20 protein-coding genes are annotated in these 24,611 nt (G+C 70.6%); 5 read left to right on the forward strand and 15 right to left on the reverse strand.

Features of this window, described 5'->3' with window-relative positions:
* The 4 genes from QMG73_RS40940 to QMG73_RS40955 form a co-directional block, all read right to left on the reverse strand.
* Positions 1 to 227, reverse strand: a 227-nt coding sequence (locus QMG73_RS40940) for a hypothetical protein (protein ID WP_281904751.1), incomplete at its 3' end; no start/stop codon positions are given.
* Positions 228 to 663: 436 nt separating this feature from the next.
* Positions 664 to 2,076 (reverse strand): ATP-binding protein, encoded by a 1,413-nt coding sequence (locus tag QMG73_RS40945; protein WP_281904753.1) that lies wholly within the window; start codon positions 2,074 to 2,076, stop codon positions 664 to 666.
* Between the two features lie 62 nt (positions 2,077 to 2,138).
* On the reverse strand, positions 2,139 to 3,797 hold the full coding sequence (locus tag QMG73_RS40950; RefSeq protein ID WP_281904755.1) for an FAD-dependent oxidoreductase: 1,659 nt from the start codon (positions 3,795 to 3,797) through the stop codon (positions 2,139 to 2,141).
* Between the two features lie 7 nt (positions 3,798 to 3,804).
* Complete coding sequence (locus QMG73_RS40955) at positions 3,805 to 4,479, reverse strand: DUF2293 domain-containing protein (RefSeq protein WP_281904757.1); 675 nt, start codon at positions 4,477 to 4,479, stop codon at positions 3,805 to 3,807.
* 81 nt (positions 4,480 to 4,560) lie between these two features.
* Here QMG73_RS40955 and QMG73_RS40960 point away from each other — a divergent pair, with 81 nt between their 5' ends.
* Together QMG73_RS40960 and QMG73_RS40965 are read left to right on the forward strand one after the other, a co-directional pair.
* Positions 4,561 to 5,058, forward strand: a complete 498-nt coding sequence (locus QMG73_RS40960; protein WP_281904759.1) for a nucleotidyltransferase family protein — start codon at positions 4,561 to 4,563, stop codon at positions 5,056 to 5,058.
* A gap of 145 nt (positions 5,059 to 5,203) precedes the next feature.
* Positions 5,204 to 6,043, forward strand: a complete 840-nt coding sequence (locus tag QMG73_RS40965) for a hypothetical protein (protein WP_281904762.1) — start codon at positions 5,204 to 5,206, stop codon at positions 6,041 to 6,043.
* Positions 6,044 to 6,350: 307 nt separating this feature from the next.
* Here the strand turns inward: QMG73_RS40965 and QMG73_RS40970 are convergent, their stop codons facing one another.
* Positions 6,351 to 7,697, reverse strand: coding sequence for a M16 family metallopeptidase (locus QMG73_RS40970; RefSeq protein ID WP_281904764.1), 1,347 nt, complete (start codon positions 7,695 to 7,697; stop codon positions 6,351 to 6,353).
* The gene (locus QMG73_RS40975; RefSeq protein WP_281904766.1) at positions 7,694 to 9,001 is read right to left on the reverse strand and encodes a M16 family metallopeptidase; all 1,308 of its coding nucleotides are present in this window, start codon (positions 8,999 to 9,001) and stop codon (positions 7,694 to 7,696) included. Before QMG73_RS40975 ends, QMG73_RS40970 begins: the two co-directional genes overlap by 4 nt.
* An 88-nt stretch (positions 9,002 to 9,089) precedes the next feature.
* Here QMG73_RS40975 and QMG73_RS40980 point away from each other — a divergent pair, with 88 nt between their 5' ends.
* From QMG73_RS40980 to QMG73_RS40990, 3 genes are all read left to right on the forward strand, one after another.
* Complete coding sequence (locus QMG73_RS40980; protein WP_281904769.1) at positions 9,090 to 10,043, forward strand: LysR family transcriptional regulator; 954 nt, start codon at positions 9,090 to 9,092, stop codon at positions 10,041 to 10,043.
* Positions 10,044 to 10,300: 257 nt separating this feature from the next.
* On the forward strand, positions 10,301 to 10,723 hold the full coding sequence (locus QMG73_RS40985) for a helix-turn-helix domain-containing protein (protein ID WP_281904771.1): 423 nt from the start codon (positions 10,301 to 10,303) through the stop codon (positions 10,721 to 10,723).
* Between the two features lie 85 nt (positions 10,724 to 10,808).
* Positions 10,809 to 12,335, forward strand: a complete 1,527-nt coding sequence (locus QMG73_RS40990) for a metallophosphoesterase family protein (protein ID WP_281904773.1) — start codon at positions 10,809 to 10,811, stop codon at positions 12,333 to 12,335.
* Positions 12,336 to 12,596: 261 nt separating this feature from the next.
* Here the strand turns inward: QMG73_RS40990 and gatB are convergent, their stop codons facing one another.
* The 9 genes from gatB to QMG73_RS41035 form a co-directional block, all read right to left on the reverse strand.
* Positions 12,597 to 14,087, reverse strand: coding sequence for an Asp-tRNA(Asn)/Glu-tRNA(Gln) amidotransferase subunit GatB (gene gatB, locus QMG73_RS40995; protein ID WP_281904774.1), 1,491 nt, complete (start codon positions 14,085 to 14,087; stop codon positions 12,597 to 12,599).
* Positions 14,084 to 15,562, reverse strand: a complete 1,479-nt coding sequence (gene gatA / locus QMG73_RS41000; protein ID WP_281904776.1) for an Asp-tRNA(Asn)/Glu-tRNA(Gln) amidotransferase subunit GatA — start codon at positions 15,560 to 15,562, stop codon at positions 14,084 to 14,086. Before gatA ends, gatB begins: the two co-directional genes overlap by 4 nt.
* A complete protein-coding gene (gene gatC, locus QMG73_RS41005; RefSeq protein ID WP_265252656.1) occupies positions 15,559 to 15,858 on the reverse strand; it encodes an Asp-tRNA(Asn)/Glu-tRNA(Gln) amidotransferase subunit GatC in 300 nt (99 codons plus the stop codon). The genes gatA and gatC overlap by 4 nt, the downstream gene beginning before the upstream one ends.
* A 125-nt stretch (positions 15,859 to 15,983) precedes the next feature.
* The gene (locus QMG73_RS41010; protein ID WP_281904777.1) at positions 15,984 to 18,026 is read right to left on the reverse strand and encodes a putative bifunctional diguanylate cyclase/phosphodiesterase; all 2,043 of its coding nucleotides are present in this window, start codon (positions 18,024 to 18,026) and stop codon (positions 15,984 to 15,986) included.
* An 86-nt stretch (positions 18,027 to 18,112) separates the two neighbouring features.
* Positions 18,113 to 20,257 (reverse strand): NAD-dependent DNA ligase LigA, encoded by a 2,145-nt coding sequence (gene ligA, locus QMG73_RS41015; RefSeq protein WP_281904779.1) that lies wholly within the window; start codon positions 20,255 to 20,257, stop codon positions 18,113 to 18,115.
* A 70-nt stretch (positions 20,258 to 20,327) separates the two neighbouring features.
* Complete coding sequence (locus QMG73_RS41020; RefSeq protein ID WP_281904780.1) at positions 20,328 to 21,329, reverse strand: uroporphyrinogen decarboxylase/cobalamine-independent methonine synthase family protein; 1,002 nt, start codon at positions 21,327 to 21,329, stop codon at positions 20,328 to 20,330.
* Positions 21,326 to 22,399: a tRNA 2-thiouridine(34) synthase MnmA gene (gene mnmA, locus QMG73_RS41025; protein WP_281904783.1), complete on the reverse strand. Its 1,074-nt coding sequence runs from the start codon at positions 22,397 to 22,399 to the stop codon at positions 21,326 to 21,328. Before mnmA ends, QMG73_RS41020 begins: the two co-directional genes overlap by 4 nt.
* Before the next feature lie 42 nt (positions 22,400 to 22,441).
* On the reverse strand, positions 22,442 to 23,599 hold the full coding sequence (locus QMG73_RS41030) for a cysteine desulfurase family protein (RefSeq protein WP_281904784.1): 1,158 nt from the start codon (positions 23,597 to 23,599) through the stop codon (positions 22,442 to 22,444).
* A gap of 49 nt (positions 23,600 to 23,648) precedes the next feature.
* Positions 23,649 to 24,605, reverse strand: coding sequence for an electron transfer flavoprotein subunit alpha/FixB family protein (locus QMG73_RS41035; protein WP_281904786.1), 957 nt, complete (start codon positions 24,603 to 24,605; stop codon positions 23,649 to 23,651).
* Positions 24,606 to 24,611: the final 6 nt, after the last annotated feature.

The raw sequence follows: 24,611 nt of genomic DNA on the forward strand, positions 1-24,611 counted from the left end.
AACTCAACCGACGGCCACGACAAACCCTGAACTGGCATACTCCAGCCCAGAAGCTCAACCAGCACCTCGTTGCACTGACCCCCTGAAACCGCCATCTCTTTCCGCGTGTGTTTGCCCTTGATCCATGCGAATGCCCTTGATCGGCGGGCCTGGGCGGCGTGCGCGCTCAGCGCCTGGGCGCGTGCGGACACGGCGCGGGCAACCTGCGGACACAGCGTGGGCAACACGCGACACAGCGTGGGGAGCGTGCGGGCGCTGAAGCGGCGGGTCACCGACCGCCGGAGGCCACCAGATCCAACCGCGTGCATTCGCCCTTGATCGGCGCACCGGGGGTGCGGTGCCGGGACAGTGCGCCGGGCCTTGCGCCCGTAGGCGACGGCCGCAGCGTGCGCGTAGGCGATGGCGGCCGTGCGGCGATAGCGATGGCGGCGCGCTGCGTTGGCGACGGACGGCGAGTGGGCCGCGGCGAGGCCGCGATCAAGGAAGATCGCATGGATCAAAGGCAAACACACGCGCAAAAGCGATCCAACCGCGTGCATTTGCCCTTGATCGGCGGGGGCGGCGTGGCGACACGCCGAGCGCACGCGACGCGGCGCGGGCCACGCAGCGCAAGCAGTGCCAGCGGCGCAGTGCAAACAGTGCAAACAGTGCAGGGATGGGCCGTTAGTCGGTTATTGGGAGGTGGACGGAGAACGTGGTGTTGCCGGGGGCGGAGTCGACGCGTATGTCGCCGCCGTGCTTGTTGACGACGATGCGGTACGAGATGTCCAGGCCCAGGCCCGTGCCCTCGCCGACCGGCTTCGTCGTGAAGAACGGCTCGAAGATGCGCGGGCGGATCTCCGGCGGGATCCCGGGGCCGGTGTCGATCACGGAGACGATCAATTGGTCGCTGTCGCGTTCCGTGCGGATCGTCAAGGTGCCGCGCTCGCCCATCGCACTGAGCGCGTTGTCGATCAGGTTGGTCCAGACCTGGTTCAGCTCGGCCGGGTAGCCCGGAATGTCCGGCAGTGTCCGATCGTACTCCTTCACCACCGTCACGTCCGGCGGGATCTTGGCGGTGAGCATGACGAGCGTCGAGTCGAGCAGTTCGTGCACGTCCATGACCTGGTGCGGCGCCCGGTCGAGCTGAGAGTACTGCTTTGCCGCGTGGACGAGGCCCGAGATCCGGCCGACCGCGTCGTCGATCTCGCCCATGAGCAGCTCGGTCTCGATCGTGTACGCCAGCCAGCGCATCGCCGCTTCCACGTCGGTCGCGCTCACCGTCTCGGCGATCTCCTCCAGCCACGCGATGCTGGCATCCCCGGCGACCAGTGTGGACGCCAGGTCGTACACGTTCACGGTTATGCCGCGCTCTTCCAGCCAGTCGACCAGCTTGTCTTCGGCGTCGGTGGTCTCCAGGGCGGAGAGTTTGGGCGCGTTCGCGGCACGCTTCACGGCGAGCTCCTGGCACTCCACGAGCCGGTGCAGGCGCCGGGCGTCGATCTTGCCGTCGGCGATCATGGCGAGCTTGTGGCGCATGCCGGCGACCTTGTCGCGCAGGGCGGCGGTGGCGCGTACCGCGGCGGACGCCGGGTTGTTGAGCTCGTGCGTCAGGCCCGCCGAGAGCGAGCCGAGAGCCAGCAGCCGCTCCCGCTCACCGACCACGGTCTGGGTGGCACGCATGCCGAAGAAGAGCCCTTCGAGCAGGTGCATCCCCATCGGGAACCATTTGCGCAGGATCGGGCCGAACTCGTCGGCCGGCAGCTCCAGTACCCGCACGGGGGTGAGCGGTTTGAGGCTGTTCGGGTACGTCTGATCGACCTGCTCGCCGAGGTACGCCTGGGTGGCGCCGGCGTACACCCCGAGCTGGTCGGTGCGGGTGAACTCGACCTCCTGCCCGTGCACCAGCCGGGTCAGCGAGATCGCGCCTGCCAGTAGCACGATGAAGCAGGTGGCGGGCTCGCCCTCGCGATAGACCGGTTCCGGTGGCTCGTACTCCACCACCGTGCCGTGGTCGACGATCCACTGGAGCTGCTCTTCGCTCAGCGCCTCGAAGAGGAAGAGTTTCCGCAGCTCATCCTTGCTGATGCTGGTCACAGCGCCTCCTGGTTCGCTCTGTCGTGCGGCGCCCGAAGGCGTCGCCGCGCCAACTCCCTCGCTCACTGTGCCTCCAGGTAGCGGTGGACCAGGGTGACGGCCATCGCGCCCTCGCCGACCGCGGAGGCGACCCGCTTGACGGAGTTGGCCCGCACGTCACCCGCGGCGAAGACGCCCGCGATGCTGGTCTCCAGGTGGTACGGGTCGCGGTCGAGTCGCCAGCCGGACGGGCGGCGGCCGGCGAGCACCAGGTCGGGACCGGTCACGAGGAAGCCCTGCGTGTCGCGCTCGACCACGCCGTCGAGCCAGCCGGTCAGGGGCTGCGCGCCGATGAAGACGAACAGCCACGAGGCGTCCACCTCGCGGGCCTCGCCGGTCTGGTTGTGGCGCAGGGTGAGCCGCTCCAGGTGCTCGCCGCCATGACCGGCGATCACCTCGGTGCAGGGGTGCACCTGCACGTTCGGGATCGAACGGAGCTGCTCGATCAGGTAGTGCGACATCGACGCCTCAAGGCTCGGGCCACGGACGACCAGGTGCACCCGGTGGGCGTACCGCGAAAAATAGACCGCGGCCTGGCCGGCCGAATTGGCCCCGCCCACGATGTAGACGTCGTCGCCCGCGCAAGCGGGCGCTTCTGTGGCGGCGGACCCGTAGAAGACGCCGCGGCCCGTCAGGTCGGCGACGCCCGGCACGTCGAGCAGGCGGTACGAGACGCCGGTGGCGAGGATCACCGTGTGCGCGGCGATCTCGGTGCCGCCGGAGCAGGTGAGCACCCGGGCGGAGCCGCGCAGTTCGAGCCCGGTGACGTCGCGGGCGGCGAGCATCTCCACGCCGAACTTCTGCGCCTGGCGGCGGGCCCGCTCGGTGAGCTGGGCGCCGGAGACGCCGTCGGGGAAGCCGAGGTAGTTTTCGATGCGGCTGCTCTGGCCGGCCTGGCCGCCGGTCGCGCTGCGTTCGACCAGCACCGTGCGCAGGCCCTCGGAGGCGCCGTAGACCGCGGCACCAAGACCACTCGGCCCGGCACCCACCACGGCCAGGTCGTAGAAGTCGGCCGCCGGCGTGGTCGACAGCCCGACGTGTACTGCCAGCTCCGCCTCGCTGGGCCGCACGAGCGACTTGCCTTCGGGCGTGATGACCAGCGGTACGTCCGATTCGCCGGCCGCCGCGGCGGTGAGCAGCCGGGCGCCTTCGGGGTCTTCGGCGAGGTACCAGCGGTACGGGACCATGTTGCGAGCCAGGAAGTCGCGGATCGCGAACGACTCCGCCGACCACCGGTGCCCCACCACCCGCACCTCGCCCTCCGGCGCGGCCGGTGTGCTCAGCCAGGCGTCGAGCAGGGCGTCGAGCACCGGGTACAGCTTCTCCTCCGGCGGGTGCCAGGGCTTGAGCATGTAGTGGTCGACGTCGACCAGGTTGATCGCGTCGATGGCGGCGTCGGTGTCCGCGTACGCGGTCAGCAGCACCCGCTTCGCGAGCGGGAAGAGGTCCATGGCGGCTTCGAGAAACTGGATGCCGTTCATCTGGGGCATGCGATAGTCGGCGAGCAGCACGGCGACCTGCTCGCCGCGGAGCTTGATCTCGCGGAGCGCCTCCAGCGCCTCCGCGCCCGAGCTGGCGCGCACCACCCGGTACTCCTGCCCGTAGCGACGCCGGACATCGCGCGCCACGGCACGGGACACCGCGGGGTCGTCGTCGACGGTCACGATCGCTGGGTTGGCCATTGCCCAATCAAAGCACGCCCCGGGCCCCCTCCGACCAGCGCGCGAGTACGTCATCAACCGCTTCCCGGATACGCTCACGCGCGTCCGCCCATGGCACGCCCGCCATCAGCAGCGCGTCGTACTCGGTGTCTTCGTGTCGCACGGAGGCCACCACGGCCCGGCGCAGCGCCTCGTCGTCCAGGGCCCGCCCGGCCGCACTGCGCCCCACCCGCCCGCTGCCGCGCTCGCCGGTGTGCCGGGCGATGGCCTGAGCGCGCTCGGGCGGGCACCCGGGAAAGATCAGCACGATCTGCTCCGCCATCCGGGCCTGGAGGTCCAGGTCGGCCTCCGCCCGGCGCTCCCGGTCGCGATCGCGCCGCCGCCGGCGCGCCTCCTCGTCGCCGAGGCACTGCTCCTCGGCCACCGCCAGCGCGGCGGCCTCGACCAGGACGCCCTGCCGCTCGTACCGCTTGCGGTTGCGGCTGAACCGCACGACCACAGCGTGCAACCCGCTGCCCTTCTTAGCCCGCCGGGTCAGCGCGGCGTCGCCCGCTGGCAGGTACACGAGGTGGTCGAGGTCCACACAGGACAGGCAATGCGGCTTGCCCTCGGCCATGACGAGAAGCTCCAGTGGCTCCCCGCAGTCCGCGCATGTGCCATCCTTGAGCGGCCAGATCACGACCAGGTCTTTCTCCGGAGTCACGTGATAGAGGGTAGTGCGGCACTGCGGACGTTGGTTCGGTCGTCGCCGTGGCACATGCGGGTGCTCACCACGTTGCGAGACGTGCGACTGCCCGACGCGTGGGTGGGTGCGGGCGTCGTGCGTGACCTGGTGTGGGGCGAGCTGTACGGCAGCGGCTTCCAGCCGAGCGCGGTGCGCGACATCGACGTGGCGTACTTCGACCCCGACGATCTGAGTCGGGAACGCGATGACCGGGCGACGCGGGAGCTGTGGGCAGCCTGGCCCGATCAGCCGTGGGAGGCGAAGAACCAGGCCGCCGTGCACACGTGGTACGAGGCGAAGTTCGGCAACGCGGCGGAGCCGTTGGGCTCGGTCGCCGAGGCGATCGCGACATGGCCCGAGACGGCGACGACGGTGGGCGTACGGCTGGACGGCTCCGGCGAGATCCAGGTGCTGGCGCCGCTGGGGCTCGACGACCTGATGGGCGGCGTCTGGCGGCGTAACCCGCGGCGGGTCAGCGTGGAGCGGTCACTGGAGCGGCTAGCCCGCCACCGCCCCGCCGACCGCTGGCCCGGCGTCCGCGTAGTCCCGCCAATCTGACAGTGCACCCCGATCGGGGTACGTCGAGCACCTAATCACATGCGGGCGGACGTTCAGTCTCGCCGGGATCGCCTTGTGAATCAGTGGGTCCTGCGGTCCACTGTGGCGGAACACATTGTGGTGGGCCGTCGACGTGAGGGCAGGAATGGGCGAATCCAGGAGATGGTCGGAAACCATCTCGCGTGGCGCGCACTCGTTATCCAGCTGGATCAGCACCTTACGGAATATCGGTTGGCTTCTGGTTCTGCTCGGCGGGCTCGCCACGCTCGTCTGGAGATCGGGCGGCTTCGCCCATCCGATATCGGTCAGATTCGCGACAGTTGTATTTGTTCCGATGCTCGCAACAGCATTCTTCGCCGGCTGGACGATGGCGTCCCGGCGCCACGCCCGGCCGGAGTACGATTGGGAATCCGCCGAATACGAATACCGTTTCGACAAGGACGATCCACGACAGCACTCCCAGACCACTCGTATCACCATCAGGGCAAACCGCGATGGTGTCGAGCTGTTCAAGAACCGCTACCGCTGGACCGGCAACGGCAAGTCAGAGATCACGATACTGACTCCTAGGCAGCGGCTGCTGACCGAGTGGTCGTCGCGGGAAGCGGGCTGGCGGTACTACTACGTGATGCTCGATCACCCATTGAAGAAGGGTGAACCCGCGACGATCCACATCCAGCACGAGCTCTACGACAGCAGCAACACCTTCGATCCGATCGTCGCGAAGAACGTCATCGAGCCGCTCACCTCGCTCAAGCTGAGGGTGATCTACCCCGAGAGCCTCGCTCCGGTCTCGGTCCTGGCTCGTGAACGGGTGCCGTCGAGGAACGGCGACCCGCTCTGGCGCGATGTCGATCGGCAGCCGGTGCCGACCCAGCGCAGCGCGGGTGACGTGGTGGCCCTGTACGAGCCGAGGAAGCTCACCGTCGGGCGGCGGTACGAGTTGACGTGGATATGGGATCAGACACGCAAGAGTAGCAAATAGGGTAAAGTGCACTTATGGATTCAGCCGCCTGGGGAGCGGGCGAGAGGATAGCAATGGACAACTAATTCCGAACATGAATAACGCGGGCCCGAGCGCTGCTCGGGCCCGCGTTAGCACGTACACGGCCCTATACCTGATTGTGGGTCGTCAGTTCTCCACGTCTTGCCCCCTCGGTCAAGTCCGCAGAATCATGAGCGTGGTGCACGCATTTCGACAATTAGCGATGAATGCTGCCATGATCGCCCCTTCGGTATATGAGTTGGATACCGATAGTAGCCGACTGCGGACCGACCTCGTTAATACGACGTCAACTCGTCGGGGGGAAAGTCGTCGTAAGAACGGGGCCGAGATCTGCTGCCGCCAGTTCGGCGTGGATCTTCTCGGCGTCGCCCTCCACCACCAGAGTCAGGGCGCCCGCGTGCAGATGGTCGGCGGCCGCCTGCGAGACCGTGTCGACGTCGGCCGCGAGCAGCGCGGCGCGCAGCGTCGCGTGGTAGTCGTCGGGCAGGCCGTGTACGACCAGGGTCGCCAGCGCCCCGGCGATCGCCCCCGAGGTCTGCAGCTCGACCGAGAGCTGCCCGGCCCGCCACGAACGCGCCACCGCCAACTCCTCCTCGGTCACGCCGTCGGCCTGGGTACGGGCGATCTCGCCGACCGTGTCGACCAGGGCCGGCGCGGTCACCGCCGTCTGCACCGCGGAGCTGACCACGAACCGCCCGAACCGCCGCGACTGTCCGAACTCGCTCCGGATGCCGTACGTGTACCCGCGCACCTCGCGGATCAGGTGGTTGAGCCGTGACGTGAACGCCCCGCCGAGCACGGTCGCGGCCAGCGCCATCGGCACGTAGTCGGGGTGCGACCGGTGCGGCGCCACGTGCCCGAGGCGCAGCGTGGACTGCACCGACCCCGGCCGGTCGACCAGGATGATCTGGCGCCCGGACCGCGTCTTGACCGGCAACGGGCCACCCGCGTCGGCCACCGGCGCGCCGGTGCCCGCGAACACGGCGGCGCCGAGCGCGTCGATGTCGACCCGATCCAGGTCACCGGCGACGAGCAGGGTGCCGGGCTGGCCGAGCCACCCGCGATGGAAGTCGACCACGTCGTCGACCGATACCGCCGCCACCGACTCCGGGTCGCCGTGCAGCGGGCGGCCGTGCCGCTGGTCGGCGCCGAAGAGGTCGGCACGCAGGGCGGCGTCGGCGCGCGGACCGGGTTCGGCCCAGTCCATGCGGAGGGCGGTCACCTCGTCGTCGCGTACCCGTGCCACGTCGGCCGGGTCGAGGCGGGGCGTGCGGACGGCCTCGGCGAGCAGCGCCACCGCGTCCGGCAGCCGCTCGGCCGGCGCCTGCACGCCGATCCGGAACGAGTCCCAGTCCACAGTGGTGAACAGCTCCGCGCCGAGACCTTCCAGCGCCAGCGCGTAAGCGGCCGAGTCCCGCGCCGCCGTACCCTCCTCCAGCGCCTTGGCGACGACAGCGCCGACGCCTTCGCGACCGTCTGGTTCGCGACCGGCTCCGGCGTCGAGGAGCAGGACGGCGACGGCGAGTGCCTGGCCCGGGAGGTGGGCCGCGACGATGCCGTCGCGCCGGATGACCTCGGGGAACCTGTACGGCCGAGCCGCACCCGGCCCCGGGCGCTCACTAATCAGGGTCATGCTGACTCCTCAGGCAGGCGGGAATCCTCGGGCAGGTAGGTGAGGGTGACCCGGGTCTCGGGGCGGAGCGCCTCCGTGGCGACCGCCGTGACCTCGTCGAGCGTGACCGCCTGCCACGCCGGCAGCCGCTCCCCCGCGCGCGCCGGGTCACCGAACTGCGTGGCGTACCGGCTCAGCGAGTCAGCCCGTCCAGCCACAGTGGACACCTGCCGCCACCACGCGGTGGCGAGCAGCGCCTTGGCCCGGTCGAGCTCATCGGCGGTGATGCCGGCGGCCAGCTCGTCGACCACCTCGACCAGTCCGGCCTCCAGCGCCGCGGCGTCGATGCCGTCGCGGGCGGTCGCCGAGACGATCAGCGGAGCGGGTGCGTGGGCGAGATCGACGCCGTACGCGGAGACGTAGTCGGGTTGCGCGAGGCGCGCACCGTCGGCGAGCCGCTGGTACAGCCGGCTGCCCCGACCGTTGCCCAGCGCGGTCGCGAGCACCGTCACCGCGTCGTACTCGCGACTGCCGAACGGGTACGTCCGGTGGGCCAGGTAGATGCGCGGGGCGGGCACGTCAGCGGTCACCGTCTCGCGCACCGCCGCGGTCACCGGCGCCGGCCGGGTGCCGTCCGGCGCGGGCGGGATGTCCGCGCGCGGCGCCAGCCCGCCGAAGTACTTGTCAGCCAGCGCGAACACGTCCGCCGCCGTGGCGTCGCCCACCACCGAGAGCACCGCGTTGTTCGGCGCGTAGTAGGTGGAGTGGAACGCCTGGAACGTCTCCAGGGCGGCGGCGTTGAGATCGGCCATCGAGCCGATGGTGGCGTGGTGGTAGGGGTGACCGGGCGGGTACAGCAACGGAAGCAGGCGCAGCCAGGCGTCGCCGTAGGGCACGTTCTCGTACCGCTGGCGCCGCTCGTTCTTGACCACCTCGCGCTGGTTGTCGAGCGTCTCCTGGGTGAGCGCCGGCACCAGGCCGCCCATCCGGTCGGCTTCGAGCCACAACGCCAGCTCCAGGTGCTCGGCCGGCACGGTCTCGAAGTAGTTCGTGCGGTCCGGGTTCGTGGTGGCGTTGAGCGAGCCGCCCGAGCCTTGGATCAGCCGCATGTGCTCGGTCTTCGGCACGTGCACCGACCCCTCGAACATCAGGTGCTCGAAGAGGTGCGCAAACCCGGTCTGGCCGTCGGGCTCGTGACGCGAGCCGACGTCGTACCAGAGGTTCACGGCCACGACGGGCGCGGTGCGATCTTCGCTGACGACGACGCGCAGGCCGTTGTCGAGGCGGGCGGTTTCGATGGGCCAGGGGAAACCGTTCGGCGGCATGGGCACGACGGTATCGGATCTCGCTACCATCGAATATTCCGCCCGAATAGGTGTTACGTCCGGTCCCGACCGCTTCTACCGTCATTGTATGGATCTTGAGTTGCGCCATCTCCGGCTGATCTGCGCGATCGCGGACACCGGCAGCGTGACCAAGGCCGCCGCCACCCTCGGCCTCGCACAGGCGGCGGTCAGCTCGCAGCTCGGCCGCATCGAACACAGCCTCGGCGGCCCCCTCTTCGACCGCGACCGCCGCGGTGCCCGACCCACCCCGCTCGGCGAGCTCGTGCTGGCCCGCGCCCGGGTCCTCATGACCGCAGTCAAAGGCCTCCAGGACGACGCCAACCGCCTCGCGGACACCACCGAGCCGGTCACCCGCTTCCGGATCGGCGCCACCAACGGCCCCATCGTCGGCGGCCTCGTCCCCAGGCTCGCCGCCGCGTACCCCGACGCCCTGGTCACCACGCAGACCGCCTGGGGCACCGACGAGCTCGCCGGGATGGTGTTCGCCGGCAAGCTGGACTACGCGCTGGTCGGCGTCTGCGGCGACGCGATGCCGTCGGTGTACGGCCTCGAATGGCGCCCGGTGTCCGTCGACGCGGTGTGGGTGCTGCTCTCCGACCAGCACCCGCTCGCCGGCCGCGCCGAGGTCGCGCTGGGCGAGCTGTCCGCCGAACGGTGGGCCAACGCGCCCGGCGACGGCTGCTTCATCGACTGCTTCGCCGCCGCGTGCGCGCGGGCCGGTTTCACCCCACGTCAGATCCTGGAGAACGAGCCCAGCGCGTGCGCCGACCTGGTGGTGAGCGGCGCCGCCGTGCTGCTGTGCCAGGGCATGTCACGGCCGATTCCGGGAGCATCCTTGGTACCGCTGGCAGGCACGCCGTTGCGATGGCGCCATCTGCTCGGCTGGCACCCCGACGGCCCACCCGCACGGCTGGCCGCCGACGTCTTCGCGCACGCCGCGGCGGCGTACCAGGACGTCGTCGACCGCCGCCCCCACTACGCCACCTGGCTCCGCACCCACCCAAATTTCGGCCCCACCTAACCTGATCAACCCCCACTTGATTGCCCTCTAAAGGGGGTCTAGATTACCCTCGTGACGAAGGCGATGAGGCGACGCGAGGTCGATCGGGCGCTGCGATCCGCTGGCTGCCGGGTCAAATCCACGAAGGGGGCTCACACCAAATGGACATGTCCGTGCGGGCACCACTCGGCCAACATCCCACGCCACGCGGTCATCTCACCGGGCGTCATCGCCGACACCATCAGACGCATGGGATGCCTTCTGGAGGGGTGGCTCCAATGACGGTCACATATGAGGTGCGCGCGCGGCACTGGGCGCACGGGTGGGAGCTGCACATCGACGGCGTCGGTGTTACCCAGTCGCGCAGCCTGGCCGACGCCGAGGAGATGGTGCGCGACTACATCACTCTCGATCTGGGGGTAAAGCCGCACTCGTTCGAGCTGATCATCCGCCCTGAGGTCGGCGACGGGCTCGATCGCGATGTGGCCGACGTCCGGCGTGAGATCCGCGAGGCCGAGGAGGCGCAGCTCAAAGCGGCCGAACGATCCCGGGCGCTGGTTCGCCAGCTCGTTGCCCGAGGTCTGTCCGGGAAAGACACCGCTCGGGTGCTCGGCATCTCACCGCAGCGCGTCTCGCAGCTACTGCGTGCCCGCGACAGCACACCAGCGCCGAGCCGGCCGCGAACCAAGCCGGCAACCTAACCGTCCATGGTGATCAGGGCGTCCCTGAAGTCGTTAGAGCGACTTGAGGGACGCCCTGATCATGGGGAGGGGGATACTGCGAGGCATGCTGTGTGAGCCGTACCTGCTCGATCCGCGGCCGGACGGCGTGCGCGTGGTCTGGCACACCGAGCAACCCGGCTCCGGCCACGCTGTACTGGTCGGCCCAGCCGTCCAGGCGATGAGCGACGCGGTGGCGGCTGCGGCCGCCACGGGGACGGCTGGCGAGGGCGACGGCTGGCGACGGTTCGCCGCGACGACCGCCGTGCTGTCGCGTACTCGGGAAGACAGCGAGTCGTCCGTGCCCGGCCGCGGCTACACCGCACCGACGCGGCGGCCCGTGTACCGGCAGCTCGCGGTGGTAGACGGCCTACCGGCCGGGCGGACGCCGTACCGGGTGGTCTCGGACGGCATCGTCACGGCGGCATACAGCCTGGCCACCGCGCCAGCGACCGACCGGCCCGTGCGGCTGCTGCTCACCAGCGACCACCAGCTCAAGCCGATGGTGCCCACCAACCTCGCCAGGGCCGCCGAGACCGCCGGTGTCGTGCTCGACGGCGTCCTCATGGCCGGCGACATGGTCAACGTCCCGGACCGGGCGAGCGAGTGGTTCGACAGTACGGCCGAGCCGCCGTTCTTCGCGAGCTTCGCGGGCATCCTCCAGCACTCGCCGATCTACCCGGCGATCGGCAACCACGAGGTCATGGGCCGTTGGTCCGAGACGGCGACGCTGGACGAGCAGTTCAACGATCCGCAGCCGGGCGCGTGGGACATCACCACCTACGAGGAGCTGTTTCCTGTACCGGCCAGCGCGGCGGGCGGGCCGCGGTGGTGGTCGCGGGCGATCGGCGACGTGCAAGTAATCTGCCTCTTCGCGACGCTCGTTTGGCGCTCGCCCGAGCCGGTGGGGCGGGGCAAGTTCCAGGAGGCGCTGGAAGACGTCGACGACCCCGAGCGGTGGGGACACGGGCAGTTCATCTTCGAGCCGATCGGGCGGGGCTCGGCGCAGTACGAGTGGCTGGTCGCCGAGCTGGCGACGCCGCAGTTCCGGTCCGCGCGGTACCGGGTCGTGATGTTTCACCATCCGAGTCACGGGCTGGGGGCCCACTCGGTGCCGCCGTTCGCCGATCCGGTGCGGGTGCGCGAGGGCAAGGAGATCCGGTACGAGTACCCGCTCGCCGGCGACCACATCCTGCGTGACATCGAGCCGCTGCTGTCCGATGCCGGAGTTCACCTGGTCCTGAATGGACACTCGCACGTGTGGAACCGGTTCCGGAACGCGGCGGGCGTGCACTGGCTGGAGACGTCGAACGTCGGCAACACCTATGGCGCGTACGACGTGACGTCCGGGCTGGAGCGCGGCTACCCGGAGGGGTACACGCAGCAGGGCGATCCGGGCGGGCTGGCACCGATCGTGCCAACGGTGGCCCCGCTGACCGGGCCGGACGGCACGCCGCTGCCGTTCGTGGCGAGCAACGAGATCACGGTCTTTTCGGTGCTCGACTCGGCGGCGGGAGTGGTCCGCTCGTACCGCTACGACACCACCGACCCCGGCGCCGAGGTCATCCTCTTCGACGAGTTCCCCCTGACCTGACCGGGTCGTGGGGACGCGGAGGGCGAGGCCGCGGGAGCAACGGTATGGACCGCGACGGACGTCGCGGCAGCTCGATCCCATGTTTTCTCCCGCCCCGCACCCAGAACGACGCGTACACGACGAGCAGGAGGGCCGATCAAGGGAGATCGCATTGATCAAGGGCGAACGCACGCGGATCTGAGATCGAACCACGTGCATTCGCCCTTGATCGACGGGGAGAGGCCCGCCGCGCGCGGCGGTGAGCGGCGCGCGGGCCTAGCGTTAGGACAGGCGGGAGATGATTAGTTCGCGGACGGTCTTGGCGTCGGCTTGGCCGCGCGTCGCCTTCATCACCGCGCCGATCAGCGCGCCGGCCGCCGCGACCTTGCCCTCGCGGATCTTCTCGGCCACGTCCGGGTTGGCGGCGATGGCCTCGTCGACGGCGGCGGTGAGCGCGCCGGTGTCCGAGACGACCTCCAGCCCGCGCGCGGTCATGATCTCCGCTGGGGTGCCCTCGCCGGCGATCACGCCCTCCAGCACCGTGCGGGCGAGCTTGTCGTTGAGCTTGCCCTCGTCGACCAGCCGCTGCAGCTCGGCCACGTGCGCGGGCGATGCACCGACGGCAGCCAGCTCGATGCCCGTCTCGTTGGCGCGCCGGGCCAGCTCGCCGAGCCACCACTTGCGGGCACCCTCCGGCGTCGTGCCGGCGGCGATGGTCTGCTCGATCAGCTCGACGGCGCCCGCGTTGACCACGGACTGCATGTCCAGATCGGACAGTCCCCACTCGGTCTGAAGCCGCTTGCGGTGCAGGCGCGGCAGCTCCGGCAGGGACTCCTTCAGCGACGCCACCCAGGACGCGTCCGGCGCCAGCGGCACCAGGTCGGGCTCCGGGAAGTACCGGTAGTCGGTCGCGGTCTCCTTGGACCGGCCGGACGTGGTGTCGCCGGTGTCTTCGTGGAAGTGTCGCGTCTCCTGGACGATCCGGCCCCCGGCGTCGAGCACCGACGCCTGCCGGATGATCTCGGACCGCACCGCACGCTCGACCGAGCGCAGCGAGTTGACGTTCTTGGTCTCGGTGCGGGTGCCCCACTCCTCACCGGGGAGGTTCAGTGAGGTGTTGACGTCGCAGCGCAGCGAGCCCTGCTCCATCCGGACGTCCGACACGTCGAGCGAGCGGATCACGTCGCGCAGCTCGGTGACGTAGGCCCGGGCCACGATGGGTGCGAGCGCGCCCGTGCCGGGGATCGGCTTGGTGACGATCTCGACCAGCGGGATGCCGGCACGGTTGTAGTCCACAAGGGACTCTGTCGCGCCGTGGATGCGGCCGGTCGCGCCGCCGACATGGAGGGTCTTGCCGGTGTCTTCCTCCAGGTGCACCCGCTCGATGCCGATCCGCACCAGCTCGCCGTCGACCTCTACGTCGAGCCACCCGTCGATGCACAGCGGCTCGTCGTACTGGCTGATCTGGTAGTTCTTCGGCATGTCCGGGTAGAAGTAGTTCTTCCGCGCGAAGCGGCACCACGTCGCGATCGTGCAGTTGAGCGCCAGTCCAATGCGGATGGTCGCCTCGATGGCGGCCTTGTTGGCCACCGGCAGCGACCCGGCCAGGCCCAGGCACACCGGGCAGATGCGCGTGTTGGGCTGACCGCCGAAGTCGGTCGGGCAGCCACAGAACATCTTCGTGTTCGTGCCGAGCTCGACGTGCGTCTCCAGGCCGATCACCGGCTCGTAGCGCGCGACCACGTCTTCGTAGGGCGGAAGAGTGACGGTCATGACAGCTCCCCAGGGGTCAGCGTGCCGATGGCGGACTCCAGCGCGGCGGCCACCCGGTACATGCGGTCGTCGGCCAGCGTCGGGGCCGTGATCTGCAGGCCGACGGGCAGGCCCTCGGACAGTCCACACGGGACGGAGATGCCCGGGCCGCCGTACAGGTTGGCCGGGATCGTGTAGAGGTCGGCGAGGTACATCTGGTACGGGTCGGCGGTGCGGGCGCCGAGCGGGAACGCCACGAACGGCGTCGTCGGCGAGATCAGCACGTCGACCCGCTCGAACGCGCTCGTGAAGTCGCGCGTGATCAGCGTGCGCACCTTCTGCGCCTGCCCGTAGTAGGCGTCGTAGTACCCGCTGGAGAGCGCGTACGTGCCGATCATGATGCGCCGCTTGACCTCGGCACCGAATCCTGACTCGCGAGTCAGCGACATGACCTCTTCGAGCGCCTTGGCACCGTCGTCGCCGACGCGGAGTCCATATCGGACACCGTCGAAGCGCGCCAGGTTGGACGAGCACTCACTCGGCGCGATCAGGTAGTAGGCCGGCAGCGCGTACTGGAAGTTGGGGCAGGAGATCTCGACGACCTCGGCACCCAGCTTCGTGAGCGCGTCGACGGCGTCGTGGAACGCCGCCATCACACCCGGCTCGGCACCCTCACCCGCGAACTCGCGCACCAGGCCCAGCTTGACGCCGGTCAGGTCGCCACTTGCCCCGCGCCGGGCGGCGCCGACCACGTCGGGCACGGGCTGCGGGATCGACGTGGAGTCGCGCGGGTCGTGCCCGGCGAGCACCGCGTGCAGCAGGGCGGCGTCTTCGACGGTACGCGCGCAGGGGCCAGGAGTGTCCAGAGAGGACGAGAACGCGATGAGGCCGTAGCGCGATGTGCCACCGTACGTGGGCTTCGCGCCGACGGTACCCGTAACGGCTGCTGGCTGGCGGATGGAGCCGCCGGTGTCGGTGCCGACGGCGAGCGGCGCCTCGTAGGCGGCGAGAGCCGCCGCGCTGCCGCCACCGGAACCGCCCGGGATGCGGCTGAGGTCCCACGGGTTGAACGTGGGGCCGTAGGCCGAATACTCCGTCGAGGAGCCCATGGCGAACTCGTCGAGGTTTGTCTTGCCGAGCATGACCAGCCCGGCCTCGCGCATGCGCGTCACGATCGTGGCGTCGTACGGCGGACGCCAGCCCTCAAGGATCTTGGAGGCGGCGGTGCTCGGCACGCCCTTCGTGGCGACGATGTCCTTCACCGCGACCGGCACGCCGGCCAGCGGCCCCAGCTCCTCGCCGGCGGCGCGGCGCTCGTCGACGGCGGTCGCCGCGGCCAGCGCGCCCTCCGTGTCGACGTGCAGGAACGCGTGCACCCGGTCGTCGACCGCCGCGATCCGGTCGAGGTGCGCCTGGGTGATCTCGGTGGCGGAGGCGTCGCCGCTGGCGACGAGCGCCGCGATCTCCGTCGCGGTCAAGCGGGTGACGTCGCTCATGCTTCTTCCTCCAGGATTCGCGGTACCCGGAACCGCCCCTCCTCGGCGTCTGGCGCGCCGGCCAGTGCCTCCTCCGGGGTGAGGCAGGGCTGCACGACGTCGTCCCGCAACACGTTGGTCAGCGGGACGGAGTGTGACGTCGGCGGGATGTCCTCGGCGACCACTTCACCGACCCGGGCGACCGCCTGGAGGATGACGTCGAGCTGGCCCGCGAACAGGTCGATCTCCTGGTCCGTGACGGCGAGCCGCGACAGGCGCGCGAGGTGCGCGACCTCCTCGCGGGAGATGGCGGCCATGGTTGCCCCCTTCGGTGCGTGTACGTATCGCGAGTCTATTTGTCAGGTTCCGGTGCTCGCGCCGCACCCTCCCCCGTGATCAAAGCGTCATTCAAGTCGCCCTTACAACTTGAATGACGCTTTGATCACGGGGAGACGACGGGGCGGACGGCGCGGTAGCGGCCCAGCCAGTCGACCAGCTCGTTGGCCGGCATCGGGCGGGCGTAGAACCAGCCCTGCGCCACGTGGCAGCCCGCCGCGTGCAGCAGCCGCCACGTGCGCTCGTCTTCGACACCCTCGGCGACCACCCGCAGGCCCAGCGCTCCCGCCAACTCGATCACCGAGCGCACGATCGCCGCGTCGTCGGTGTCGGTGGCCATGCCCAGCACGAACGATCGGTCGACCTTGACCTCGGCGAGCGGCAGCCGGCGCAGGTGCTGCATCGAGGAGTACCCGGTGCCGAAGTCGTCGAGCGCGATCGCGACCCCGATCTGGTCGAGCCGGGCGATCGTGGCCAGCACCCGCCGGGGGTCGGCCATCAGCGCGCCCTCGGTGATCTCCAGCTGCAGCCGTTCGGGTGACAGCCCGTACCGGGCGAGCCGGTCGGCGATCTGGTCGGCGATCTCGCCGGTGTGCAGGTCGCGGACGCTGACGTTGAGTGCCGCCCGCAGGTGCAGCCCGGCCGCCGACCACTTCGCGATCTGCTCGACCACGTCGTCGACCACCCGACGGGTCAGCAGGCGCATGACCGCGCTCTGCTCGGCCACCCGGATCAGCTCCTCCGGGTCGACCATGCCGCGCACCGGGTGCCGCCAGCGCAGCAGCGCCTCGACACCGACCACCTCGCCGGTCTCGATGGCGATCTGCGGCTGGTAGTACATGGCGATCTGGTCACCGTCGGGCGACTCCAGCGCCTTGCGCAGGTCGGCGAGCAGGCTCAGCCGCTCCGGCGAGTTGTGATCGGATTCGGGCGAGTACACGGCCAGCGTGTCGCCGCGATGCTTGGCGTCGTACATCGCCACGTCGGCGTGGCGCAGCAGGGTCGCGAAGTCTTCGCCATGATCCGGATACAGGGCGACACCCATCGAGCCGGCCACGTCGAGGGGAAGGCCGTCGAGCGATACCGGCTCGGCGAGCGCGGCGACCACCGTGGCGGCCAGATCGCGGGCGGCGTCGACACCGTCGAGCCGGGGCGCGAGGATCGCGAACTCGTCGCCGCCCAGGCGCGCCACCAGGTCACCCGGGCGCACCGCCGCCTCCAGCCGGCTGCCCACCTGTACGAGCAGGCGATCGCCGACCGCGTGCCCGAGCGCGTCGTTGACCCGCTTGAAGTGGTCGAGGTCGAGCACGAGCAGCGCCAGATGCCGATCGGCGTCGCCGCGAGCGGCCCGCTCGGCGTGCACGGGGACGTGGTCGGCCACCTCGGCCAGCAGTGCCTTGCGGTTGGCGAGGCCGGTGAGCGGGTCGAGCCGCCCGAGCTGGTCCTGCTCGGCCGAGAGGCGCGCCATCCGGTACACCGCGTAGAGCGGCACCACGACCAGCGGGATCAGGGCCGCGCTGGTCTGCGCCGCGGCGAGCAGTACCGGGCTGAGCAGCAGCAACGACCCGGTCGACAGCGACTCGAAGGCGAGCCCGTGCACGAAGGTCGACCACCACCGACCACCGAACCGCAGTCGCACGGCCACCGTGACCGAGCCGTACTTGACCAGGAACCAGGCCACGCCAGCGAGGGCGTAGACCGCCACGTCTCTCCACCCTGGACGGCCGCCGTCAGCCAGCCGGGTGACCGCGTACGCCGCGCTGAGCGCCAGGGCGTACTGGCTGATGTTGAAGAACGCGCGCCACGGCGGGTGCCGCATCCGCCAGGCTGATACGACGACGGCGGCGGCCTGCACCGCGATCGCCTCGCCCAGACCCCAGCCCAGCATGATGGCGAAGGTGAAGCAGATCGACGGGAAAACCGCCGAACTCTGACGCCGCCCCGGCGGGGTGAAGGGGCGCGCGTCGCCCAGCACCGCGAGGCCCGCCATCAGCCAGAACGCGGCCGGCAGGTCGGAAAGATCCGCCGGAACGCGGGCCAGGACCGGGGCACATACGAGGGCGGCCACCAGAGTGACCGCCCACACGAAGCCAAAAAATGGCACACGTCGATCGGGGGGAACGGAGTTCCGCAGCGCCGCGGCCTCCATGCGACCCTCCCACCGTGTTTTAGTGAACCGCAACCACCCTACGAGCGACGCCGTCGCGGGGTGGGGTCCTTCGGTCGGAGTCGTGACTAACTTGAGACCTCACCCACTTGCGCGACCTCACGCGCGGCGTCAGCCCCCTGGTCAAGCAGCACCTGGAAACCCGCCTCGTCAAGCACCGGCACCTTGAGCGAGACCGCCTTGTCGAATTTGGACCCCGGGTTGTCGCCGACGACAACGAACCCGGTCTTCTTCGACACCGAACCGCTCACCTTGCCGCCGCGCGCCGTGATCTCCTCGGTGGCCTGATCACGCGAGTACGTCGAAAGGGTGCCGGTGACCACGACGGTCACCCCTTCGAGTGGACGCGGTCCCTCGTCCGTGCGCTCCTCGGCGAGCCGCACACCGGCCTGCCGCCACTTGTCGACAACCTCGTTGTGCCAGTCGACCGTGAACCACTCCACGAGGCTCTCAGCGATCGTCGGGCCGACCCCGTCGACGCCGGCCAACTCTTCCTGGCTCGCGTTCTTGATGGCGTCGAGCGAGCCGAAGTGCCGGGCGAGATCTTGCGCAGCTGTCGGTCCGACGTGCCGGATCGACAGCGCCACCAGTACCCGCCACAGTGGCTGCTGCTTGGCCTTTTCGAGCTGCGCGAGCAGCTTTTCCGAGTTGGTGGTGAGCGTGCCGTCTTTCTTGCGGAAGAAGTCGGACTTGCCCAGCTTGTCGGCGTCGAGCGAGAAGATGTCGCCCTCGTCCGTGATCACGCCGGACTCCAGCAACGCGGCCGCCGCCTTCATGCCCAGCACCTCGATGTCGAACCCACCGCGTCCCGCCAGAGCGAACACCCGCTCGCGCAGCTGACCCGGGCAGGACCTGCTGTTGGGGCAGCGGATGTCGACGTCGCTCTCCTTCGCCGGCGCCAGCGGGGTGCCGCACGCCGGGCAGTTCTCCGGCATGACGAACGCGTGCGCGTCGGGCGGGCGCAGCTCGATCACCGGCCCGAGCACCTCGGGGATGACGTCGCCGGCCTTGCGGATCACCACGGTGTCGCCGATGAGCACACCCTTGCGCTCGACCTCGCGCGCGTTGTGCATCGTCGCCTGCGCCACCGTCGAGCCGGCGACGCGCACCGGCTCCAGCACCGCGAACGGGGTCACGCGCCCGGTGCGTCCCACGTTGACCTCGATGCCGAGCAGCTTGGTGTTGACCTCCTCCGGCGGGTACTTGAACGCGATCGCCCAGCGCGGCGCCCGGCTGGTCGAGCCGAGCCGGCCCTGGATCGCCACCGGGTCGACCTTGACCACCACGCCGTCGATCTCGTGCTCGACGTCGTGCCGGTGCTCGGCGTAGAAGTCGATGTATTCCCTGACCCCGGCCAGATCGGGCTTGAGCTGCCAGCGGTCGCTCACCGGAAGACCCCAGGCGCGCATCACCTCGTACGCCTCGGACTGTGCCGCCGGCTGGAAGCCGCGCCGGGCGCCGATGCCGTGCACGACCATGCGCAACCCGCGGGACGCGGTGATCCGCGGATCCTTCTGCCGCAGGCTGCCCGCCGCCGCGTTGCGCGGGTTGGCGAACGGCGGCTTACCCTGCTCGACCAGCCCCGCGTTGAGATCGGCGAACGCGGACACCGGGAAATACACCTCGCCGCGCACCTCGACAAGATCGGGGACGTCGTCGCCGGCCAGCCGCTCGGGCACCTCGCGGATAGTGCGCACATTGTTGGTGACGTCTTCGCCGGTGCGGCCGTCACCCCGGGTCGCCCCGCGCACCAGCCGCCCGCCCTCATAGGTCAGGTTGATCGCCAGGCCGTCGACCTTGAGCTCGCACAGGTAGGGCACCGGCCCGCCCGCGTCGCGCTCGACCCGCTCGGCCCAGGCCGCCAGCTCCTCGACGTCGAACACGTTGTCGAGCGACATCATCCGCTCGGCGTGCTCGACCGGCGTGAAGAGCGTGGAGAACGTCCCGCCGACCCGCTGGGTGGGCGAATCGGGCGTGCGAAGCGCCGGAAACTCCTCTTCGAGGGCCTCCAGCTGGCGCAGCAGCCGGTCGAAATCCGCGTCGGACACCGTGGGCGCGTCGAGCACGTAGTACCGATACTGATGGCCGGACACCTCGTCGCTGAGCGCGGCATGCCGCTCGCGGGCGTCAGACGGCGGCTCGGCTCCCGCCGCCGCGATCTGCTCGGGGGTCGCCTGCTCGGGGGTTACCTGCTGGATCGCTTCCTTAGACACACAAGCACCGTAACCAGCAGGTACGACCTTCCGCTCCCCGCCGCGCGGCTCCTTTCCCAGCAGCGCGGACTTAGGAGGCGGCGGCGTCTTGGAGGCGGAGGGAGGCCTCGCGGACGGCCTTCAGGGCTGCGCGGGTTGTCGCGGGCGTCGCGTTGGCCAGGCCGCAGGCTGGGGTCACCACCACCTGAGCCGGGAGGGCGGCCAGGGGGAAGCCGAGGCGTTGCCACAGTTCGCGTACCCGGTCGGCCACCGCCGCGGACGGCGAGGCGCCGGCGGGCGCTGTACGTTGCGGGACGCCGGCGAAGAGGCCCAGGCCCGCGTCGAGGGCCTCGCCCATGGGGTCGAGCTTTTCGAGCAGGTCGAGGTCCAGGGCCACGGCGGTGGCGCCGCTCGACCGGACCACGTCGAGGGGTACGTCGGGTGCGCAGCAGTGGATCACGACGGGCACCTCGACCGCCTCGATCACGGTGCGCAGGGCGGTCGACGCGGTGGAGGCCTCGACCCGGCGGTACGTGTACAGGCCGCTCTCGGTCGGGATGCGCCCCGCCAGCGCGGCCGGCAGGGACGGCTCGTCGATCTGGAGCAGGACGGTGGCGCGAGGCAGCCGCCGGCGTACGTCGGCGACGTGGGCGCGGAGTCCTTCGGCGAGCGACTCGGTGAGGTCGCGTACCGCGCCGTGGTCGCGCATGATGCGACCGCCGATAGCCAGGTCGATCCCGGCAGCGAGGGTGTACGGGCCGGCCGCCTGGATCTTGAAGGTGCCCGTGTAGTCGCCGGCCTGCTCGGTCATCTGGTCGAGGTCGCGCTCCAGCAGGTCGAGCGCGCGCCGCAGGTCGTGCCCGGGCCGTCCAGCGACCCGCCACCGCCCCGCGTACAGCTCGACGGGCAGGTCGACGAGGAAGGCCGCGCCCCGACCGAGGATCTCGGCGCCCGGCCCGCGCGCCGGCAGCTCGGGCAGGTGCGGCAGGTCGGGCAGTTCGCCGAGGACGATCCGCTGCGCCTCAGCGATGTCGGTGCCGGGCAGCGAGCCAATGCCGGTGGCGGAGCCCGCCGGCCAGGGGAAGTCGGTCACGAGCTAATCGTCGCGGAACCGAGCACCACGTCGCCCGCGGGGTCCGGCCGGTACGCCACGACCGCCTGACCAGCCGCGATGCCACGCGCCGGCCGGTGCAGCTCGGCGTGCAGCCGCCCGTTGGCCAGGGTCACGGTGGCGGGGACGGCGTCGCCGTGGGCGCGCAACTGCACTTCGCACTCGATCGGTCCCGCCGGCTCGGGCCCTCCCGTCCACACCGGACGGTCACCGGCCACGTCGGACACGTCGAGCGCGGCGGCCGGCCCCACGGTGACCGTGTTGGTCACCGGCGTGATCGACAGCACATATCGGGGCCGCCCGTCCGGCGCCGGCGTCTGCAGGGCAAGCCCGCGGCGCTGCCCGACGGTGTACGCGTACGCGCCCTGGTGGGTGCCGAGCACCGCACCGGTCTGCGCGTCGACGATGTCGCCGGGCGTCTCGCCGAGGCGGTCGGCGAGGAACTTCCGGGTGTCGCCGTCGGCGATGAAGCAGATGTCGTGCGAGTCGGGCTTGTCGGCGACGGCGAGCCCGCGCTCGGCCGCCTCGGCGCGCACCTGCGCCTTGGTCGAGTCGCCGAGCGGGAAGATCGACCGGTCGAGCTGGTCGCGGCGGAGCACCGCGAGCACGTACGACTGGTCCTTCCCGAGGTCGACGCTGCGCCGCAGCAGCCCGTCGGGGCCGAGCCTCGCGTGGTGGCCGGTGACGACCGCGTCAAAACCGAGGGCCACCGCGCGGTCCAGTACCGCGGCGAACTTGATCTTTTCGTTGCAGCGCAGGCACGGATTCGGCGTGCGGCCGGCCGCGTACTCGGCCACGAAGTCGTCGACCACGTCTTCGTGGAAGCGGTCGGCCATGTCCCACACGTAGAACGGGATGCCGATCACGTCGGCGGCACGGCGGGCGTCGCGGGAGTCTTCGAGCGTGCAGCAGCCGCGCGCCCCGGACCGGTACGTCTGCGGGTTACGCGCCAAAGCAAGGTGTACGCCGGTGACATCGTGCCCAGCCTCGACCGCCCGCGCGGCGGCCACCGCCGAGTCGACTCCACCGGACATCGCAGCTAGCACCCTCACCGAACAACCGTAACGTGCCGTCCCGGCACCCCCGAAGGAGCGTCAGCGGCGGCCGGCCCGGCGGGCGCGCTCCACGGCACCGGGGAGGGCCGCGGCGAGAGCCTCCACGTCGTCCAGCGTTGAGGTGTGGCCCAGTGTGAAGCGCAGCGACGAGCGGGCACGGTCGTCGTCGGCACCCATCGCGAGCAGGACGTGGCTGGGCTGGGCCACCCCCGCTGAGCAGGCCGAACCCGTGGAGCAGGCGATGTCCTGGGCGTCCAGCAGCAGGAGCAGGGCGTCGCCCTCGCACCCGGGGAACGAGAAGTGCGCGTTGCCGGGCAGCCGGTCGTCCGGGTCGCCGTTGTAGATCGCGTCGGGCGCCGCCGCGCGTACCCGTGCCACCAGCTCGTCGCGGAGAGCCGCGACCCGGGCCGCGTACTCCTGCTGGCTCTTGACCGCGGCCTCGACCGCGACGGCGAACGCCACGATGCCCGGCGCGTCGAGCGTGCCAGACCGGACGTCGCGCTCCTGGCCGCCGCCGTGCAGCAGTGGCGTGCAGGCGATGTCGCGGCCGAGCAGCAGCGCGCCCACGCCGGCGGGGCCGCCGAGCTTGTGCCCGCTGACCGTCAGCGCCGCCACACCGCTCGCGGCGAAGTCGACCGGTACCTGACCGACCGCCTGGACCGCGTCGGTGTGGAACGGGATGCCCGCGCCCGCGGCGAGCCCGGCGAACGAGGAGACGTGCTGGAGCGTGCCGACCTCGTTGTTGGCCCACATGACGGTGGCGACCGCGATCTCGTCGCCGTGCTCGTCGAGCACCTCGCGCATCGCGTCGACCGGCACCCGACCCAGTCCGTCGACCGGCAGCCAGGTCACCTCGGCGCCCTCGTGGGCCGCCAGCCAGTGCACGGAGTCGAGCACGGCGTGGTGCTCGACGGCGCTCGCCACCACCCGGCGGCGCCCGGTGTCGCGGCGAGCCCAGAAGATGCCCTTGACCGCGAGGTTGTCGGCTTCGGTGCCGCTGCCTGTGAAGATCACCTCGGAGGGGCGGGCGCCCAGGACGGCGGCGATCCGCTCGCGGGACTCCTCCACCTTGCGGCGGGCGCGCCGGCCGGGCGCGTGCAGCGACGACGCGTTACCGACCTCGCGGGCGGCAGCGGCGTACGCCTCCACTGCCTCGGCGAGCATCGGAGTGGTCGCGGCGTGATCGAGATAAGCCATCAACTCAAGCCTAGGCCCTCGCGACGCCACGACCACTCACGAGTGGTGGCTACTTACGCTTGCGGATTTCTTCCGCGGCCTGGGGGACGACCTTGAAGAGGTCACCCACGACGCCGAAGTCGGCCAACTCGAAGATCGGCGCCTCGCCGTCCTTGTTGACCGCCACGATCGTCTTGGACGTCTGCATGCCGGCCCGGTGCTGGATCGCCCCCGAGATGCCCAGCGCCACGTACAGCTGCGGCGACACCGTCTTGCCGGTCTGCCCCACCTGGAACTGGTGCGGGTAGAAGCCGGAGTCGGTGGCCGCCCGGGACGCGCCGACCGCGCCGCCGAGCAGGTCGGCCAGCTCCTCGACGAGCTTGAAGTTGTCGGCGCTGCCGACGCCGCGACCGCCGGAGACCACGACCGACGCCTCGGTCAGCTCCGGACGGGCGCCCTTGGCCTCCACCTTGCGCTCGACCACGCGCGCGAGCTTGGCGGACTCGTCGACGGTGACGTCGAGCGTCGACACCTCAGCGGTGGCCGGTGCCGGTGCCGGCGTGAGCGAGTTGGGGCGGACGGTGACCAGCGGCAGGCCGCGCGTCACGCGGGACTTGACGATGGTGGAGCCGGCGAAGACGACCTGGGTCGCCACCCCGTCGGAGGACAGGCCCACCACGTCGGTGAGCAGCCCGTTGTCGAGCTTCACCGCGAGGCGGGCGGCGATTTCCTTGCCTTCCTGGGTGGAGCCGAGCAGCACCGCCGCGGGCGACGTCGACTGGACCAACGCGGCCAGCACAGCGGCCTTCGGCGCCACCAGGTACCCGTCGAGATCGTCGCTCTCGCCGGCGTACACCTTCGCGGCCCCGTACTCGGACAGCTTGTCCTGAAGCGGCGCCGCGGTGCCCGGGCCGCCGAGCACGACGGCGGCGGGGGTGCCCAGCTCACGCGCCAGCGTGAGCATTTCGAGCGTTACCTTCTTGACTTCGCCGCCGGAGTGCTCGACGACGACCAGAACCTCAGCCATGGGTGA

Source organism: Phytohabitans aurantiacus, assembly GCF_027923225.1.
Taxonomy (GTDB): Bacteria; Actinomycetota; Actinomycetes; order Mycobacteriales; family Micromonosporaceae; genus Phytohabitans; species Phytohabitans aurantiacus.

Bases quoted from the DNA above. Each gene is read 5' to 3' on its own strand.
- QMG73_RS41035 (WP_281904786.1), bottom strand. From the start codon at position 24,605: ATGGCTGAGGTTCTGGTCGTCGTCGAGCACTCCGGCGGCGAAGTCAAG.
- gatB (WP_281904774.1), bottom strand. From the start codon at position 14,087: ATGACCGTCACTCTTCCGCCCTACGAAGACGTGGTCGCGCGCTACGAG.
- gatA (WP_281904776.1), bottom strand. From the start codon at position 15,562: ATGAGCGACGTCACCCGCTTGACCGCGACGGAGATCGCGGCGCTCGTC.
- QMG73_RS40975 (WP_281904766.1), bottom strand. From the start codon at position 9,001: ATGCCGCCGAACGGTTTCCCCTGGCCCATCGAAACCGCCCGCCTCGAC.
- QMG73_RS41010 (WP_281904777.1), bottom strand. From the start codon at position 18,026: ATGGAGGCCGCGGCGCTGCGGAACTCCGTTCCCCCCGATCGACGTGTG.
- QMG73_RS40985 (WP_281904771.1), top strand. From the start codon at position 10,301: ATGACGGTCACATATGAGGTGCGCGCGCGGCACTGGGCGCACGGGTGG.
- QMG73_RS40990 (WP_281904773.1), top strand. From the start codon at position 10,809: ATGCTGTGTGAGCCGTACCTGCTCGATCCGCGGCCGGACGGCGTGCGC.
- gatC (WP_265252656.1), bottom strand. From the start codon at position 15,858: ATGGCCGCCATCTCCCGCGAGGAGGTCGCGCACCTCGCGCGCCTGTCG.
- QMG73_RS40965 (WP_281904762.1), top strand. From the start codon at position 5,204: ATGGGCGAATCCAGGAGATGGTCGGAAACCATCTCGCGTGGCGCGCAC.
- QMG73_RS40980 (WP_281904769.1), top strand. From the start codon at position 9,090: ATGGATCTTGAGTTGCGCCATCTCCGGCTGATCTGCGCGATCGCGGAC.
- QMG73_RS41030 (WP_281904784.1), bottom strand. From the start codon at position 23,599: ATGGCTTATCTCGATCACGCCGCGACCACTCCGATGCTCGCCGAGGCA.
- QMG73_RS40950 (WP_281904755.1), bottom strand. From the start codon at position 3,797: ATGGCCAACCCAGCGATCGTGACCGTCGACGACGACCCCGCGGTGTCC.
- QMG73_RS40970 (WP_281904764.1), bottom strand. From the start codon at position 7,697: ATGACCCTGATTAGTGAGCGCCCGGGGCCGGGTGCGGCTCGGCCGTAC.